Here is a 16,860-nt window from a genome sequence, read left to right on the forward strand (position 1 = left end):
GCTTTACCACTAAAATTATGTTGTTACTTAGTATCGCAATAATAGCGCTAGGGGCTGGTTTAATATCGCTGGCGCTAATTGTTGCATTAAAAAATAAACAGTCGGCAGAGCTTAATGCAGTATCACAGCAATTAAAAGATACCTCAGAGCAAACGCATATATTACGTAGTGAAGTGTCTGAGCTCAGAACAGGGCTTTTAAGTATTGGTAAGCGTGTACTTGAAGTTGAGCAACAAAATCAAGAGTTGATGCAACAACAAGCTGCTCAAAAATATGACGACCCAGACGCAAAAATATATTCTCGAGCTGTTAAAATGGTTGAGCTTGGTGCTGATTTAGATGAAGTGATACGCGAGTGCGAGCTTCCTAGGGCTGAGGCTGAACTATTATTTTCGTTACATAAACAAAAAGACGCCTAGCGTCTTTTTTGCTTTAAACTACACAATACCAATGTGCAGTAATACTTAATAAGAGGGAGATAAAATTCACCCATCTGTTTATGCCTTTACATTTAGCTTACCTTGAAAGTCTTGCCAGCCAGGTGGGAACTGCCCACGAAGCACGTACGAAAAAGCAATCAATTCAGCAATAACATAATAAAGCTCTTTGGGTATTTCCTCTCCCAATTCTAAGTGTGAGAGTGTTTTAGCAAGTGCTTCATCTTGGTGGATCATAATGCCTTTTTGTTTTGCAGCTTTGATTATTTCATCAGCCAACTCCCCAAACCCTTTTACACTTACTGCTGGGGTACTTCCCGCTTCATATAACAGGCCAATCGCTGATTTATTATTTGCTGCAAAATTAGAGGTGTCAGTCATGTTAAACCTTAATATTTATAATGGCATGCGATTGATAAAACGCTTGATGACGCGCATCTCCACGTTTTAAGTTTAGCTCGCCTACTTGCAAGCCATGTTGAGCTAATTTAGCCCTGAGGCTATCTAAGTGAGGATGTGCAATTGCACTTACTTCTTGGCTAGAGGCAAGCAGCTGGCAATCGAGCGCTTTGTCCATAAGCTCTGCCACTATTTGTAATTGCCCTTGCTGTGCATAATCAAAATTTAACCTAACAAACCACACATTTTTTTCAGTTTTATTTACACTCGCTTTTTTATACTGCCCTAAGGTTATTTCTGTTTGCCCCGCTTCAGGCGGAAGTTTCATTGGAAATAAAAACTGTGCTAGCGGATTTGTGTCGTTTTGCTGGTTTGGTGTAGTTACTTGCACTTGGCTAAGGGTATTTTTAACCTGTAGTAGCTCTGGAGCAAGTTCTTGTATGTGTGTTTGTTGAAGTTGTTCTAATAGTTTATCCGCGCCATTACCTACTTTAAATGTGGGTAAAAGTACGTTAAGTAGGGCATCCACTCCAGTGTGGTTATTAAACGTTAGCGAAGTACTCGACTGGCTTATTATTGGCGCCGCTAAAATAGTCACTGCAAGCTGTTCAAGTCCTTTTGTAAAGCTACTTTGTAGTGTGTCATTTGGCGTGGTAAGCGGTTGTAAGGTACTTAAAAGCTCTCGCTGTATGGTTGCTGGGTGAACATTATTACTAGAGACCATTCTATTAAAAGCTTGATTTACCAGACGTGTTAGATCAGGTGTATTTTGAGTCGCTTTACTTGCTATGTCAGTAATTCGGCTACTCAACAATGCTGTAGGGTTAGAAGCGCTATTTGGGCGCTCACTCTCTGTTGGTAAATTTAAAAGCGAAGTTAAAAGCTTGGCTTCAATCGGTTGTAATTGCTGACTTGGTGCGGTTTTAAAAAGCGAGTGAGGTAAACCGGGTTGATTCGAAGTATTTACCTGTGAAGTTGTGGTATTTAATGTTTTTAAACTCAGGGGCCCAGAAGGAATGCCTTGCGTACTTATATTTGTTGGTTGAGCGCTCACTGCTTGTGGCTGAGCCATGTTGTTTGCTGATTGCCATAACGACACACTCGCCTTTAGTTGCTGGGTTATTTGCACTAAAGGAGGAAGCTGCGCAAAGTGTTTAGCTAAAGGGCTGTTAGGAGTAAAAGAATGATTAGCAACTTCAGCGGTTATATTTAGCTTACTTAAATTAGGGTTTGCTAACGTGTTTATTTGTGTAGGCGTTTTGTTTACATCAAGATTAGCTTGTTGAGCTTGCAAAGGTGACGTTTTACTCGCAAAGGGTTTGCTTTCAAAGTATTTAACGGCATCGTTAATTCGCGTTTTTAAATCACTAAAGCTGCTTTGTAACCATGATTTTATAGGGCTCTGTGCACTTAACTGCGGGCTTGTTTTATCAGCGGGGGGGCTGGCTGCATTTTGCTGCTGTGATAAAACCAAGTCGGTAAAGGGTTTACTAAATGAGTTATTAAGTGCGACCTGCATATTGGGTAAATTAGTTTTAATGAACAGCTTATCTGCTTGATGAGTAATATTTACTGCCACGGGCTTGCTGGGCAATTCACTAAGTTGTTTATTAGTGATTGGAGTGGTGAACGAGCCGCTATGCTGAGGGTGAGAAATAATAGCTAATTTAGGCGTTGCTTGTAGTTTCGCGCTGGGTAGTAAGTTAGTTAATAGCTGCGTAATTTTATGTTGGCTAAGAGTTTGAGTATGAACGGAATCAGCAAAGCGGTTAATAACATTTATTTGTGCGCCTTTATTAGTGGTATTAATAAGTACCTGTAATGGCTGCTCGGTATTTAATAGTTGTGCGGTTTCTTTGTTAATTGCAATACTGGCATTAAGACTAGGTATTATAAGCTGTGGTGACGGCGAAAGCTGAATATTAACAGGCAAGGGTTTGCTTTGTATTTCACTACCGGTACTTACATAATTTAAAAAACGCTGCAGTTGAGATGCGTTGCTAAGTGTAATATTGGTATTGTTGGGAGTTATATTTAGCTGCTTTCCATCAGCGCTGAGCTGTATGTTAGCACTTGCTATTTTGTCTGTGTTTTGAGGGGCATGGGTAATGCCTAAACGTAGTGTTTGCCAGTGTTTATCAATTAATACATCGAGTGTAATTGAGCCTTTTGAAAACTGAATATTTTTAGCCGCAAGTACCTGCTCGGGTAATTGTACTAATTCGTCTGAAGTGCTCGGGGCGCTTTGGTTATTAACCAATGAATTAGATAATGTGATTTGCGTTGGATTATTCATTATTTTAAATCAAGTTTTCGCTAATTTTCGTGAATCGATTTTAAAGCAATATTCGTATTACACTATCATTATGGTAGACTAACGCCTAATTTTTGGCATAGAGAAACGTCATCTTGTTACACATTAAGTCCGTCACCTGCATCAAGCAAGAACGTTGTTTGTTTGCGGATCTTAATTTTAGCCTAAATAGCGGTCAAATCATGCAATTAGCGGGTCCTAACGGGGCTGGCAAAACATCATTATTGCGTATTGTCGCAGGCTTTAGTGTGCCTGATGAAGGCGCTATTTTTTATAAACAGCAAGCTATTACCAAACATTATGAAGAGTACGCCAGAGACTTACTATTTATAGGCCACAAAACCGGTGTTAATGCACAGCTCAGCGCACTGGAAAACGTACGCCATTGGTTACACATTAATGGCTATACAAATGAGCCCGACCTATATCCAATGTTAGCTAAGCTTGGCTTAGTGGGCCTTGAAGATGTGCCAGTAAGAATGCTCTCTGCAGGGCAGCAGCGTCGTGTCGCTTTAGTGCGTTTATGGTTAAGCGATGCAAAACTATGGGTGCTTGATGAACCCTTTACTGCACTTGATAAAAATGGCGTTGCATTTTTACAACAACGTTTTTCTGAGCATTTAAAAAGTGGTGGCGCTATTTTACTCACAACCCATCAAGATTTAACAACACAGTTTGAAAACCTACAAACGGTGACCTTGGAGTATCGTTACTGATGACTCGTCAACATTCATATTGGCTGCTGTTTAGTGCGGTATTTAGTAAAGATGTAAAGCTTGCGTTTCGCCAGCGTGCTGAAATTATCAATCCTATCTTGTTTTTTCTCATTGTTATTTCGTTATTTCCGTTAGCAATTGGACCAGAGCCCGGTCTATTAAACAGAATGGCTCCAGGTATTATTTGGGTAGCCGCTTTGCTCTCTACCATGCTTGGACTCGATAAATTATTTAGAGACGACTATAACGATGGCTCGTTGGAGCAGTTAATAGCTTCATCGTATCCGCTATCACTCACCGTGTTGGCCAAAGTCGCGGCACATTGGGTTGTTACCGGTTTACCATTAGTATTAATGACACCGTTATTTGCTTTATTGCTTAATTTAGAGAGCTCAGCGCTGTTAGCCACCGTATTAACATTATTATTAGGCACGCCATTATTAAGCTTTATTGGTGCTATTGGGGCTGGCCTTACTGTGGGATTACAAAAAGGTGGTATTTTAATGAGCCTGTTAGTGTTGCCTTTGTATATTCCTGTTTTAATTTTTGCAACGTCAGCCATTGATACCAGTACTATGTCGCTGGATTATAGCGGGCAGCTTGCCATTCTTGGGGCCATGTTAGTAGTTGCTATTATGTGTGCACCCATCGCCATATCGTCAGCATTAAAAGTGAGTGTAAGTTAATATGTGGAAGTGGTTACATCCCTACGCAAAAGCAGAGCGCGCATATCAATTATGTAATACGTTACTGCCTTATTTTGCCGTTGCTACGGTTATAAGTATGCTTGTTGGTTGGATTTGGGGCTTAGGTTTTGCGCCAGCTGATTACCAACAAAAAGACAGTTACCGTATTATTTTCATTCATGTACCGTCGGCTATTTTGTCTATGGGTGCATATTCTTCTATGGCTATTGCAGCCGTGGTTGCTTTAGTGTGGCAATTACGTAACGCCGAACTTGCAGTCATTGCTATTGCCCCGGTGGGAGCATGTGTAACCGCTATTGCGTTAATTACTGGCGCAGCATGGGGTAAACCTATGTGGGGCGCTTGGTGGGTGTGGGATGCACGTTTAACCTCTGAGCTTATTTTATTATTTTTATATTTAGGTGTACTTTCGCTTTATCATGCATTTGAAGATAAAAAAGCAGCAGGGCGAGCGGCGTCTATTTTGGCCATTGTTGGGGTTATTAACCTACCTATTATTCATTATTCTGTTGAGTGGTGGAATACCCTACACCAAGGCGCAACAATCACAAAATTTGATACTAAAGCTATTGACCCTAGTATGTTTTGGCCACTAATGGTGAATATTTTAGCGTTTGGTGCTTTTGTTGGCACTGTAACGTTAATTCGTTTAAAAAATGAAATATTACAACGTGAAAAGCATCGACCGTGGGTTCGAGCCTTGTTAAGTAAGGGGTAAATTATGCAGTTTGACTCTTTTTCTGATTTTATTGCAATGGGGGGCTACGGGTTTTACGTGTGGCTTTCCTTTGGTACGTGCGCCTTAATTTTGTTGGGCATTTTATTTAGCTCTTTACGTGATACAAAACGTATTATGGCCTCAGTAGAGCAGCAAGTTGCGCGCGAAGCGCGAATTAAAAAAGCGAAGCAGGAACAAATATCATGAATCCAAGACGTAAAAAACGCCTATTGGTAATCATTGCTGTGTTGTTTGGCATTGGTGCTTCTATAGGCTTAGTACTTTATGCACTGCAAGAAAACATCAACTTGTTTTACACACCGAGCGAGCTAATAGAAGGCAAAGGCCCAGATAAAGAAAAACCGCAAATAGGGCAAAAGTTGCGTATAGGCGGTATGGTTGTGCCAGGTTCTGTTATTCGTAATGAACAAAGTTTGCAAGTCAGCTTTAAACTAATAGATACAGGGCCATTGGTTACAATTAAATACCAAGGCATTTTGCCTGACTTATTTCGCGAAGGCCAAGGTATTGTAGCGCAAGGTGTGCTTGTAGAGCCAAACGTGATTGAAGCTTTTGAAGTACTAGCTAAGCATGATGAAGAATACATGCCAGCAGAAGTAGCAGAAGCCGTAAAGGGAATTAAACACGAAAAACCAAAATACAACCTAGATAGCGGTAGCTAATATGATCCCAGAGCTTGGTTATTTTTCTTTAACGCTTGCCATGGTGTTAAGCGTTTTACTGTGTATTTTCCCGCTGTGGGGCGCACATACCGGTAATCTTCGTTTAATGCGTGCGGCCCCGTCTTTAGCCGTAGGGCAATTTTTATTTGTCCTTCTCTCGTTTGCTGCGCTTATCTATGCCAGCTTAACAGATGACTTTACGGTATCTTATGTAGCGTATCATTCAAGTAGTACCTTGCCTTGGTATTATAAAATCACCTCTACATGGGGTGGGCACGAAGGCGCTATTTTACTGTGGCTTGTAATGCAAGCAGGGTGGACCGCCGTGGTTGCTATGCGCTCTAAAGCACTGCCTTGGGTATTACGTGCACGTGTTTTAGGCGTGCTTGGCTTTTTAGGTGTGGGTTTTATGATGTACACACTACTGCTTTCGAGCCCGTTTGAGCGTTTACTGCCGTATTTCCCTGTTGAAGGACGTGATTTAAATCCACTATTACAAGACCCTGGTATGATCATTCATCCACCGTTACTTTATATGGGATATGTAGGATTATCGGTTGCGTTTTCCTTTGCTATTGCAGCACTTTTAACCGGTAAACTTGATAATACTTGGGCTAAATGGTCACGCCCATGGACGATGACCGCTTGGGGCTTTTTAAGTTTAGGAATAACGATAGGTAGCTGGTGGGCTTACTCTGAGCTTGGCTGGGGTGGCTGGTGGTTTTGGGATCCGGTAGAAAACGCATCGCTCATGCCTTGGCTTGTTGCGACGGCTTTATTGCACTCTCTGAGCGTGACAGAAAAACGCGGTGTATTTAAATCGTGGACTGTGCTGCTTGCCATCGCTGCATTCTCGCTGAGCTTATTAGGTACCTTTATTGTTCGCTCGGGCATCATTGTATCGGTGCATGCATTTGCCACAGACCCCGATAGAGGTTTATTTATTTTAGCCTTTTTAGGCATTGTGGTTGGTGGCGGTTTATCGTTGTATGCGCTGCGCGTATCACAAGTTAAGAGTGAAGGTCGTTACAAGTTTGTATCTCGCGAAGTAGCGTTGTGGTTAAACAATATATTCTTAGTCGTGGCTACATTAATAGTTCTTTTAGGTACTTTATTACCTATGGTACACAAAGAAATGGGCCTAGGCAGTATTTCTATCGGCGAACCGTTCTTTAATAAAATGTTCGCCATTTTATTAGTACCTTTTGCCATATTAATGGGAATAGGGCCTTTTCTTCGCTGGAAACAAAATAAGTGGGCTGTACTACAAAATAAATTATTCGTAGGCGTGCTAGTAAGTGTTGTTATTACCTGTGCGTGGTTGTTCTCAAGCTACGATGTAGTAAAACCGCTTACATTACTAGCCACCACCTTAGGTGTGTGGGTTGCTGTCTCTACTGCCATAGATTTATATGCTAAGGCGTCGGTTCACGGAACACTAAAAGAAGGCGTTAAGCGTTTAGGTGTCAGCTACTGGGCGATGGTGCTAGGTCATGTTGGTTTAGCATTTGTTATTGCGGGCGTTACGCTTACTTCGGCGTACTCGGTAGAGCGTGATGTGTCTATGAAGCAAGGCGATATTGTTACGCTAAACCAATACGAATACCGATTTGATGGTGTTAAATCAATACGCGGCCCTAACTACAGTGGTCATGCTGGTGTCGTGTCGGTATTTAATGACAATGAGCTAGTGACTGAGCTGCATGCAGAAAAGCGTAAATACGATATTGGTATGCAATTTATGACCGAAGCGGCAATTGATGCTGGTTTTACTCGTGACCTATATTTAGCGCTGGGTGAGCAATTAAGCAAAGGGGCATGGTCACTGCGCATTTATCACAAACCGTTTGTGCGTTGGATGTGGATAGGCGGTGTACTTATATCACTTGCAGGGTTTATGATTTTATTTGATAAACGCTACCGTACCTCAGCAAGTACACGTAAAAAAGCGTTGGAGAATGCGTAATGAACCGTAAAATTTTAGCTTTAGCGCCGTTATTAATATTCATATTTTTATGTGTATTCTTATATCAAGGTTTGTTTGCCAACCCGCGTGAAATTCAAACCGGTCGACTTGGGCAAACAATGCCTGCGTTTAACCTTCCGGATTTAATGCAAGATGATAAGCGCTGGACCGATGAAAGCCTAAAAGGCGAAGTTTATTTGCTTAATGTTTGGGGGACTTGGTGTCCTACTTGTTTGGTAGAGCTTGGCTATTTAACTAAGCTACGCGAGCAAGGCGTAAAAATAATTGGTTTGTACTATGTGCAAGGTTACGATGCCGATTTTGATGGCCCATTTGATATGCAAGCGCTGCGTACTGATGTGAGCGATATGCTTAGCCGTGCTGGCGACCCATACCAATTTAATATTTTAGACTTGCACCGCACCTTGTCATTAGATTTAGGTGTATCGGGTGCCCCTGAAACATTTTTAGTGGATAAAACGGGTAAAATTTTATTACACCATACGGGAGATTTAAACCCGCGCGTATGGCGTGCTAAATTTGCCCCGGTTATGCAGGAGCTAAATTAATGCGAGTGTTTTTATTAACCCTGAGCTTTTTTATAAGTATGGCAGTGTATGCCGAGCAAGATCGCTATCAGTTTGACAATAACCAACAAGCCGTGCGCTTTGAAGAGTTAACTAAAGAGCTTAGGTGCCCTAAATGTCAAAACCAAAATATTGCAGACTCTGATGCCATTGTTGCAAAAGATTTACGCGACAAGGTACTTGCGCTGGTAAAAGAAGGTAAAACAAAAGACGAAGTTATCGATTACATGATAGACAGATACGGTTATTTTGTTCATTACGACCCGCCTGTGACACCAGCTACATTAGTACTGTGGGTTTTACCTGTACTTATTGTAATTTTGGGGTTTGGTTTTATTGTAATTCGCCAACGTAAGGCGTCAGTTAAGCAAACCTGGAACAGCGACGATGAAGCAAGACTTGCTAAATTAATTGCAGAAAATAAACGCCAGGAGCAAATTTAATGATTTTAATGTGGGCGTGTTTTGCCTTACTCATACTCATTGCACTGGCGTTTATTATGGTGCCTTTTTTAAAAAAAGAGCGCGTTCAAACCATTACTCACAATGCTAATGCAGAGTTGATCAGCATTTACGAGCAGCGTTTAGTTGAGCTGCAAAATGACTTAGATAATCAACGTATTGATGCACAAAGTCATAACGAATCTGTTATTGAATTAAAGCGTCGTTTATTGAACGAACTATCACCAGAAAAGTCGCTTAATAGCAAAGGTAATAATCGTATTTTTGCTTTAACTGGCGCAGCATTTTTATTAGCCCTCACCGGTGTTTTTTACACCTTTACAGGGAGCCAACAACAAATAGCCGCGTGGTATGATGCAATGGATAACCTTGCTGATTATGGCGAGCGTGCTGTAATGCAAAAAGGTGAGCCTCTAACCCAAAACGAGTTACAAGCGTTTGCTTTAGCTTTGCGTACTAAACTTAGCGAATCTGGTGATGACGAAGTTGCGTGGATGTTGCTTGGGCGTGTAGCTATGTCGTTAAACGAATTTGATATGGCACAGCAATCGTTTGATAAAGCACTGCGAATGAACCCAGACAACATGCAAGTACTCATTAGCTACAGCCAAGTTTTACTGCTTGAAGGTAGTGAAGAGAATATGACGCGTGCAGCGGGTATGCTATCTAAAGTGCTAAAGGTTGAGCCGACAAATCTTGATGCTATTTCCCTATTAGCGCTCATTGCTTATGAGCGCAAGGACTGGCCGCAAGCTAAAGCGGCGTTCGAGGTACTACTTGCTAGCATGGATGAAAGCGATACGCGTTACTCAATGATAGCGCAGCGTATTTCTGATATTGAACAACAAATGCAAAATGAGGGTTCTGTAATGCCTGTCTCTGCTAACAGTGCTATTAATGTTACTGTAAGCTTAGCAGATGAGCTTTTAGATAAGCAGCCACAGCAGGGGACTTTATTTATTTTTGCAAAGGCTGCTCAAGGCTCTCCTATGCCGCTAGCGGTTGTTAAACTTAATGAATACAGTTTTCCGCTCACAGTGCAACTCACTGATGCTAATGCAATGGTTGATGGGTTAAACTTATCAAGTGCAAAAGATATTGTGATTACAGCGCGGATCTCAATAGATGAGTCAGTTATGCCAAGTAGTGGTGAGTTAGAGGGTCACTCTGAGGCACTGCAACGTGAAAACGTAAGTGACTACCAACTTCAAATTAATACATTAATACCTTAAGGACAGTAGATGTTAAAGCATAGTTTTACTTTTTTATGTTTATTGGTGCTAGCCGGATGTGCACAAGTGCCAGAAAACAAAGTTGATGAGCGAGACCCGCTGCAAAGCATTAACCGTCCATTGTACGACTTTAATATGGACATTTTAGATGCTTATATTTTACGCCCTGTCGCTGTAGGGTATGTAGAAGTAACCCCTGTACCTGTACGCAATGGTATTGTTAACTTTACCGATAATATTAGTGCGCCTGTTGATATGATAAACGCGGGGCTGCAAGGTAAGGTGGGTAACGCAGGCGTGAGTTTAGCGCGTTTTTTAGTTAACTCTACGGTAGGCGTATTTGGTATTTTTGATGTTGCAAGCTCATTAGGACTTGAGCTTGTAGATGAAGATTTTGGCCAAACATTGGGCGTGTGGGGTGTTGGCGACGGCGCATATATTATGTTGCCAGCAATGGGACCGACAACGGCACGCAACTTAACAGGCGATGTAGTCGATAACTTTATGTTACCAGAAATAGCGCTGACTACGCCGCAAACTATTTTGGTGTTTGCGCTAAAAGCGGTTGAAGCTCGTGCGGCACTTATCCCGCAAGAAGGCCTACTTAATGACTCACTTGACCCGTACTTGTTTGTTAAAGACATATACTTTCAGCGTCAGCTTTATGAGCTATACGATGGCAACCCGCCAATTAAAGAAGAGCCTGAAGACTTTGATGAAGACTTCTTAGAAAGCTTATAAATAATAGCCATAAAAAATGCCAGCAATTGTTGGCATTTTTTTTATGTGTAATTTGAGCTTAAATAAACGAGCACGTGTTTATTATTCTTTAACCATCAGCTGCATTTGCTCATTTACCCAGGTTAGGGCGTCATGGTATGCATTGGCCACTTCTTCGCCTAAATTTAACTGTTTAGCAATTTCATTGGCGGCTTCCCAGTCTGCGTGCTCATAAAACTTAACCAAGTTTAGATACTGAGCAAGCAGGCCTTCGTCATTTAAGAGCGCAGCTTTAATCTCTGCAGAAAGCGGAAGCTTTTGCATAACGCTTTCCATGGTTTCATCTAAAATGGCATCCATAAGCGACATCATGCCGGTTAAAAAGGCCATACCGGTGTCTTTAAACTGGCCATGTGAAATAGCTAGTAGTTCGCCAAACCGTGCACGCGTTAGCGAAAGCCTGATTAGCTCTACGGGCTTATCCGCCGATACTTGCGCTGCAAATAGCAAAGATAACAGCTTTTTAATTTCGTTAGCGCCAAGTACGATGAGTGCTTGTTTAATTGTGTTTATTTCTGCTCTGCGTGCAAACGCAGCTGAGTTTGAATAACGCAATAACTTGTATGATAGATTTACATCACGTTCAAACACATCGGTGATCTTTTTAAGATCCATTTCAACAGATGAGGTTTCGTAAAGTAGCTCTGCTAATGCCATTTCTGATGGTGGCAGTGCTTTACTTTGTACCATTTCAGGCTTTGAAAAAAAGAACCCCTGAAAATACTCAAACCCAAGCTCAAGGGCTAAGTTATAAGCCTCATAGGTTTCTACTTTTTCAGCTAAAAGCTTGATGTGTGGATAGGCTTTAATATCGTTAATTATGGTTTTTATTGCACTTTCGTCAGTGGTTAAAAAGTCTATTTTTATAATATTGATAAACGGGTAAAAATGGCGCCATACAGGCTGATGAACATAGTCATCTAGTGCCAGTGTATAGCCTTTTTCGTTTAGGTCTTTGACTATAGCGAGTAAACGTTTACCTGGTTGCACTGTTTCAAGGATTTCTACAACAACCGCCTCTTTCCCTAACATCGTAGGGTAACCTTTTAATAATGTTTCCAGAGTAAAGTTAATATAGGCGGGCTTATTGCCAGTCAAATCTTCTAAACCAAAATTAAATTGACTCCCTTCGATTAGCTTCGTTGTTGCTTCGTCACCGTCTATGTCTGGAAATACATTATCCACGCCATCACGAAATAATAACTCGTAACCAACAAGCTCCTTTTCGCGGTCTAAAATAGGTTGGCGTGCAGCATAAAAATACATAAATAGTTCCGTACAAATTAATAATAAATAGCAATGGCTATAATATATGGGAAAACACTCTAAATAGCATTAGGTAATTATTATTGATTTAATGAATTGTTATTAAAAATTAGCTATATATGTAAATAAATTTACCATATATTGGGTGTTTGAGGGTTAAATAGTCAATAAGGCTGTTTTTTGTTCACTTCAGTGTAACAAGTTGGAGTTATCACCTTTAAGCATGATATAGTCAAGACGGATGGTTTTTACCCCAATAGTGTCTTTATTATAATATTTTAAGAGTCATTATTAGGATTAAAAGCCTGTTTTATACAACTTTGTGGAGGCGAATTTGGAAACAGGAATGATTATTTCACTGGCATTGTATTTTGTAGTCATGCTTGGCATTGGACTTTATGCATACAAACAGTCTACAAGTGATGTATCGGGTTATATGCTGGGTGGGCGTAGCTTATCTCCAAGTGTTGCAGCATTATCTGCTGGCGCATCGGATATGAGCGGTTGGATTCTAATGGGGTTACCCGGCGCAATGTTCGTTACTGGCTTTAGTAGCACATGGATAGCAATTGGTTTGGTTATTGGTGCGTGGTTAAACTACTTTTTAGTTGCGCCTCGTTTGCGTGTTTACACTGAAAAAGCAAGCGATTCAATCACCATTCCCGACTACTTCTCTAATCGTTTTAATGATAAATCAAACCTTTTACGTGTAGTTTCTGCGGTAGTAATTATTGTTTTCTTTACGCTTTATACATCATCGGGCGTTGTAGCAGGCGGTAAATTGTTTGAAAGCTCATTTGGCTTAAGTTACGAAATGGGTTTATACATCACCACTGGTGTTGTTGTTTTATATACCTTATTTGGTGGCTTTTTAGCTGTTAGCTTAACGGACTTTGTGCAAGGCTGTATTATGTTTATCGCCTTGATACTTGTACCAACTGTTGCTTACTCTTTATTAGAGCAACCGCTAGAGTCGACGCTTCATAGTGTTAATCCAGGTATGCTTAATTGGATAGGCGCAGGCTCTGCACTAGGTATTATTTCGGCAATGGCATGGGGCTTAGGCTACTTTGGTCAACCTCATATTATTGTGCGTTTTATGTCTGTGCGCAGCGTAAAAGACATGCCAACGGCTCGCCGTATCGGTATGACATGGATGATAGTTGCAGCGATTGGTGCTGTGGGTACTGGTTTATTTGGTGCCGCGTATACATACGAAAACAACATTGTTGTTGACGACCCTGAAACCATTTTCTTAATTCTTTCTGAATTATTATTCCACCCATTAATTGCTGGTTTTTTATTGGCGGCTATTTTAGCTGCAATCATGAGTACTATTTCTTCTCAGTTACTTGTTAGCTCAAGCTCATTAACAGAAGATTTTTATAAAACGTTTTTACGCAAAGAAGCAAGCGACACTGAGCTTGTTACTGTAGGGCGCGTTAGTGTTGCTGCGGTTGCACTGTGTGCGATTTACTTAGCGTATGATAGAGACAGCTCAATATTAAGCTTAGTAAGTAATGCATGGGCAGGTTTTGGTGCGGCATTTGGCCCACTGGTTCTATTTAGCTTGTACTGGAAACGCATGAACTTTGAAGGCGCTCTAGCAGGTATGATTGTAGGTGCTGGTACGGTTCTGTTTTGGATTTACTCACCATTTATGATTGATGGGCAAAGCTTAAGCAGTTACATGTACGAAATTGTACCTGGCTTTATTTTGGCAAGTATTGCAATTGTAGTGGTAAGTTTAGCGACGAAAGAACCAGCGCAAAACATTACTTCGCTATTTGATGAAGTTGAAAAGGAACTTTAATTAAATAGCGTACTATAAGTATAAAAAAAGCCACCAAATTTAATTAGGTGGCTTTTTTATTGCTCGTGTTTTATTGAGACACCATAATCAATAGTTATTTAGCGGGTAATACAGTACTTTCTACGCTGCCAAAGCCAATACGTGCAAAGCCTTCTCTTTCACACCAGCCGCGCATAATTACGTTATCGCCATCTTCTAAAAAGCTGCGTTGCTCACCATTACTCAGGGTTATTTTTTCTTTTCCACCACGAGAAAGCTCTAATAAAGAACCCGCTTCTTCATGTGTAGGGCCTGACTGCGTACCTGAGCCGAGCATGTCACCGGGCATAAAGTTACAGCCATTTACTGTGTGATGAGCCACCATTTGCGCCACTGTCCAGTATGAATGTTTAAAGCTTGAGGCAGAGACCTGCGTGGGTTGGTGGTTTTCATCACGCATTTTTTGAGTCTGAATTTTAACATCCATTTGAATATCAAACGCACCTTGCTCGCGGTTAGCTGCAGATTCTAGGTACGGCATTGGTTGCGGGTCGTTTTCATCACGTGTCCACGCCGTTCTAAAAGGCGCCAGTGCTTCAGTGGTAACAATCCAAGGCGATACGGTTGAGGCAAAGTTTTTAGCTAAAAACGGACCTAATGGTTGGTATTCCCATGCTTGTAAATCTCGTGCCGACCAATCGTTAAATACACAAAAACCAAATACATGGTTTTCAGCGTTTTCAATGGCGATAGCATCACCCAGTGCATTACCTTTGCCTAAGTAAATGCCAAGCTCTAACTCATAATCTAGGCGTTTACATGGGCCAAATGCGGGGGTATCTGCATCGGGTGCTTTAGTTTGCCCTTTAGGGCGGTGAAACGTTTGCCCCGATACATCAATAGATGATGAGCGACCATGATAGCCAATCGGCACCCATTTATAGTTTGGTAAAAGCGGGTTATCAGGGCGGAATAAGCTGCCAACGGCCGTTGCATGGTAAATTGAGGTATAAAAGTCAGTGTAATCACCAATACGACATGGCAGTGAAAACTCTATATCAGCTTGCGCAATAAGGGTACTTTGCATGTCTTTTTGTTGCTGTGCGCCTTCGCGTAATGCCTTTGAAAGCGCTAAACGAAGTGCTGACCAATACTGACTACCTAAACCCATAAATGTATTTAGTGTTGATTCGCTTGCTGCATCAAGGGCTGTTTTAGCATCACCTGTAAAAATGTTTAAGCGGCTCAATTTTGCTAAATCAATAACCTGATCGCCAATAGCAACCCCGCCTCTGAATTCCTCATTTGTGTTTTTAGTACGAAATTCTGCAAAAGGTAAATTTTGAATCGGGAAGTCACAGCCTTTAATATTGGCCGACTCTACCCAGCTGGTTATATTAATGTCGTGGGTTTCGTTAATTTGGCTCATTACTTATCCTTTAGGTTTGATGTGAGGTGCATGTATTTATTTAAGCATACTTGTAACTTGCACCCTACTTTTTAAATATTAAAACGACAAAAAGCAGCGAAGATCGCTGCTTTTAATTTACTCAAAAAAAGTTATAAAACGCCGCGACGCTCTTGGTCTCGCTCAATTGACTCAAACAATGCTTGGAAATTACCTTCACCAAAACCACCGTCATCTACACGCTGGATCATTTCTATGAAAATAGGTCCAAATAAGTTTTTAGAGAAAATTTGTAATAGGTAGCAATTTTCACTTTGGCTATCGACTAATATTTGATGCTCGCGAATTTTTTCTTTGTCTTCTGCAACCCAAGGCACACGGTCAAAAATAGTGTCGTAGTACTCAGGAATAATGTCTAAAGTAGCAATGGTCGACTTATCAAGCTTATCAAGCGAGCTTACTAAATCGTCAGTTAAAAACGCGAGATGTTGTACACCAGGACCATTATATTCGCCTAAGTACTCATCAATTTGGTTGTTGTTATTGCCTTTACCTTCATTAATAGGAATTGAGAAGGTGCCACAGGGTGATTTAAGTGCATACGATAGCAACGCTGTTTTTTGCCCTTTAATATCGAAGTAGCGTACTTCTGTAAAACCAAACACGTCTTTGTAAAAGTTTGCCCATGTTTCCATAGTGCCTTTATAAACGTTATTAGTTAAGTGATCTATACGAATAAAGCCTTTATCTTGAACTACATTTGGAGATGATAAATCTTCAAAGTCAGACTCATAAATAGACCCTTTATCACCAAATTGCTCAATAAAGTAAATTAGGCTGTCGCCAATACCGTAAATTGCGGGATAAGGTAAGTCTTTATGGGTAGAATCGGTTGCGGGTTTTGCACCCCTTGCCACAGCTGTTTCAAATGCATGCTGTGCATCGTTTACGCGCCAACCCATAGAGCAAATTGCTGGTCCATGACTTTTTGCAAATTCAGCAGAAAAGCCATCACGTTCGTTATTTAGTAAAAAGTGAATGTCGTTTTGGTTGTAGTAGACAATATCTTTGCCTTTAAATTTTTTTAATTTTGAAAAACCAAAATCAGTAAACACTTTATCCATGTAGTCTGCATCAGGTGTTGCGTATTCAGTAAACTCAATACCAACTAAACCTAGTGGATTATTTGCTTCACTCATTTTTATTACTCCTGCAATAAATATTGCTACTGCGATTATGTGTTGTTGTCGTGTTGAGCTAGATAATCAACTAGATTTTGGATTTGGGGAAGAGGGGGGGCAGATTTAGCATTTGAGTAAACTGTAAATTTAATAAGACGTTTAATGGGTCAGTAGGTTTATACCTTACGCTTTAGCGTAAACAAGTATAAATTA

The 16,860-nt window shown here is 40.8% G+C and carries 17 protein-coding genes; 12 read left to right on the forward strand and 5 right to left on the reverse strand.

Going from position 1 to position 16,860, the window contains the following annotated elements:
* Positions 1-17 precede the first annotated feature (17 nt).
* A complete protein-coding gene (locus AN393_RS11100; RefSeq protein ID WP_055018073.1) occupies positions 18-419 on the forward strand; it encodes a DUF2802 domain-containing protein in 402 nt (133 codons plus the stop codon).
* Positions 420-497: 78 nt separating this feature from the next.
* Here the strand turns inward: AN393_RS11100 and AN393_RS11105 are convergent, their stop codons facing one another.
* Both AN393_RS11105 and AN393_RS11110 read right to left on the reverse strand, forming a co-directional pair.
* Complete coding sequence (locus AN393_RS11105) at positions 498-818, reverse strand: EscU/YscU/HrcU family type III secretion system export apparatus switch protein (RefSeq protein WP_055018074.1); 321 nt, start codon at positions 816-818, stop codon at positions 498-500.
* A gap of 1 nt (position 819) precedes the next feature.
* Complete coding sequence (locus tag AN393_RS11110; protein ID WP_055018075.1) at positions 820-3,132, reverse strand: flagellar hook-length control protein FliK; 2,313 nt, start codon at positions 3,130-3,132, stop codon at positions 820-822.
* Between the two features lie 113 nt (positions 3,133-3,245).
* Here AN393_RS11110 and ccmA point away from each other — a divergent pair, with 113 nt between their 5' ends.
* The 10 genes from ccmA to AN393_RS11160 are packed head-to-tail and all read left to right on the forward strand — an operon-like array spanning position 3,246 to position 10,961.
* On the forward strand, positions 3,246-3,866 hold the full coding sequence (ccmA, locus tag AN393_RS11115; protein WP_146258074.1) for a cytochrome c biogenesis heme-transporting ATPase CcmA: 621 nt from the start codon (positions 3,246-3,248) through the stop codon (positions 3,864-3,866).
* Positions 3,866-4,552, forward strand: coding sequence for a heme exporter protein CcmB (ccmB, locus tag AN393_RS11120; RefSeq protein ID WP_004588321.1), 687 nt, complete (start codon positions 3,866-3,868; stop codon positions 4,550-4,552). The genes ccmA and ccmB overlap by 1 nt, the downstream gene beginning before the upstream one ends.
* 1 nt (position 4,553) lies before the next feature.
* Positions 4,554-5,291, forward strand: a complete 738-nt coding sequence (locus AN393_RS11125; protein WP_055015943.1) for a heme ABC transporter permease — start codon at positions 4,554-4,556, stop codon at positions 5,289-5,291.
* 3 nt (positions 5,292-5,294) lie between these two features.
* Entirely contained in the window at positions 5,295-5,498 is a 204-nt protein-coding gene (gene ccmD / locus AN393_RS11130; protein WP_004588323.1) for a heme exporter protein CcmD, read from the forward strand.
* Positions 5,495-5,974 carry a cytochrome c maturation protein CcmE gene (ccmE, locus tag AN393_RS11135; RefSeq protein WP_055015944.1) on the forward strand — a complete coding sequence of 160 codons (480 nt, stop codon included), beginning with the start codon at positions 5,495-5,497 and terminating at the stop codon, positions 5,972-5,974. Before ccmD ends, ccmE begins: the two co-directional genes overlap by 4 nt.
* Before the next feature lies 1 nt (position 5,975).
* Positions 5,976-7,940, forward strand: a complete 1,965-nt coding sequence (locus AN393_RS11140) for a heme lyase CcmF/NrfE family subunit (protein WP_055018076.1) — start codon at positions 5,976-5,978, stop codon at positions 7,938-7,940.
* Positions 7,940-8,509: a redoxin family protein gene (locus AN393_RS11145; RefSeq protein WP_029773820.1), complete on the forward strand. Its 570-nt coding sequence runs from the start codon at positions 7,940-7,942 to the stop codon at positions 8,507-8,509. Before AN393_RS11140 ends, AN393_RS11145 begins: the two co-directional genes overlap by 1 nt.
* Positions 8,509-8,970 (forward strand): cytochrome c-type biogenesis protein, encoded by a 462-nt coding sequence (locus AN393_RS11150; protein ID WP_055015946.1) that lies wholly within the window; start codon positions 8,509-8,511, stop codon positions 8,968-8,970. Before AN393_RS11145 ends, AN393_RS11150 begins: the two co-directional genes overlap by 1 nt.
* A complete protein-coding gene (ccmI, locus tag AN393_RS11155) occupies positions 8,970-10,220 on the forward strand; it encodes a c-type cytochrome biogenesis protein CcmI (RefSeq protein WP_055018077.1) in 1,251 nt (416 codons plus the stop codon). Before AN393_RS11150 ends, ccmI begins: the two co-directional genes overlap by 1 nt.
* A 9-nt stretch (positions 10,221-10,229) precedes the next feature.
* Positions 10,230-10,961, forward strand: a complete 732-nt coding sequence (locus AN393_RS11160) for a VacJ family lipoprotein (RefSeq protein ID WP_055018078.1) — start codon at positions 10,230-10,232, stop codon at positions 10,959-10,961.
* Between the two features lie 81 nt (positions 10,962-11,042).
* Here the strand turns inward: AN393_RS11160 and AN393_RS11165 are convergent, their stop codons facing one another.
* On the reverse strand, positions 11,043-12,266 hold the full coding sequence (locus AN393_RS11165; protein WP_055018079.1) for an EAL and HDOD domain-containing protein: 1,224 nt from the start codon (positions 12,264-12,266) through the stop codon (positions 11,043-11,045).
* A gap of 334 nt (positions 12,267-12,600) precedes the next feature.
* Here AN393_RS11165 and putP point away from each other — a divergent pair, with 334 nt between their 5' ends.
* Positions 12,601-14,079 (forward strand): sodium/proline symporter PutP, encoded by a 1,479-nt coding sequence (gene putP / locus AN393_RS11170; protein ID WP_055018080.1) that lies wholly within the window; start codon positions 12,601-12,603, stop codon positions 14,077-14,079.
* Positions 14,080-14,173: 94 nt separating this feature from the next.
* Here putP and fahA read toward each other — a convergent pair whose 3' ends face one another.
* Together fahA and hppD are read right to left on the reverse strand one after the other, a co-directional pair.
* Positions 14,174-15,487 (reverse strand): fumarylacetoacetase, encoded by a 1,314-nt coding sequence (gene fahA, locus AN393_RS11175; protein ID WP_055018081.1) that lies wholly within the window; start codon positions 15,485-15,487, stop codon positions 14,174-14,176.
* Positions 15,488-15,618: 131 nt separating this feature from the next.
* Positions 15,619-16,665 carry a 4-hydroxyphenylpyruvate dioxygenase gene (gene hppD / locus AN393_RS11180; protein WP_055015952.1) on the reverse strand — a complete coding sequence of 349 codons (1,047 nt, stop codon included), beginning with the start codon at positions 16,663-16,665 and terminating at the stop codon, positions 15,619-15,621.
* Between the last annotated feature and the right edge of the window lie 195 nt (positions 16,666-16,860).

Origin of the sequence: Pseudoalteromonas sp. P1-25 (genome assembly GCF_001401805.1) — a bacterium.
Taxonomy (GTDB): Bacteria; Pseudomonadota; Gammaproteobacteria; order Enterobacterales; family Alteromonadaceae; genus Pseudoalteromonas.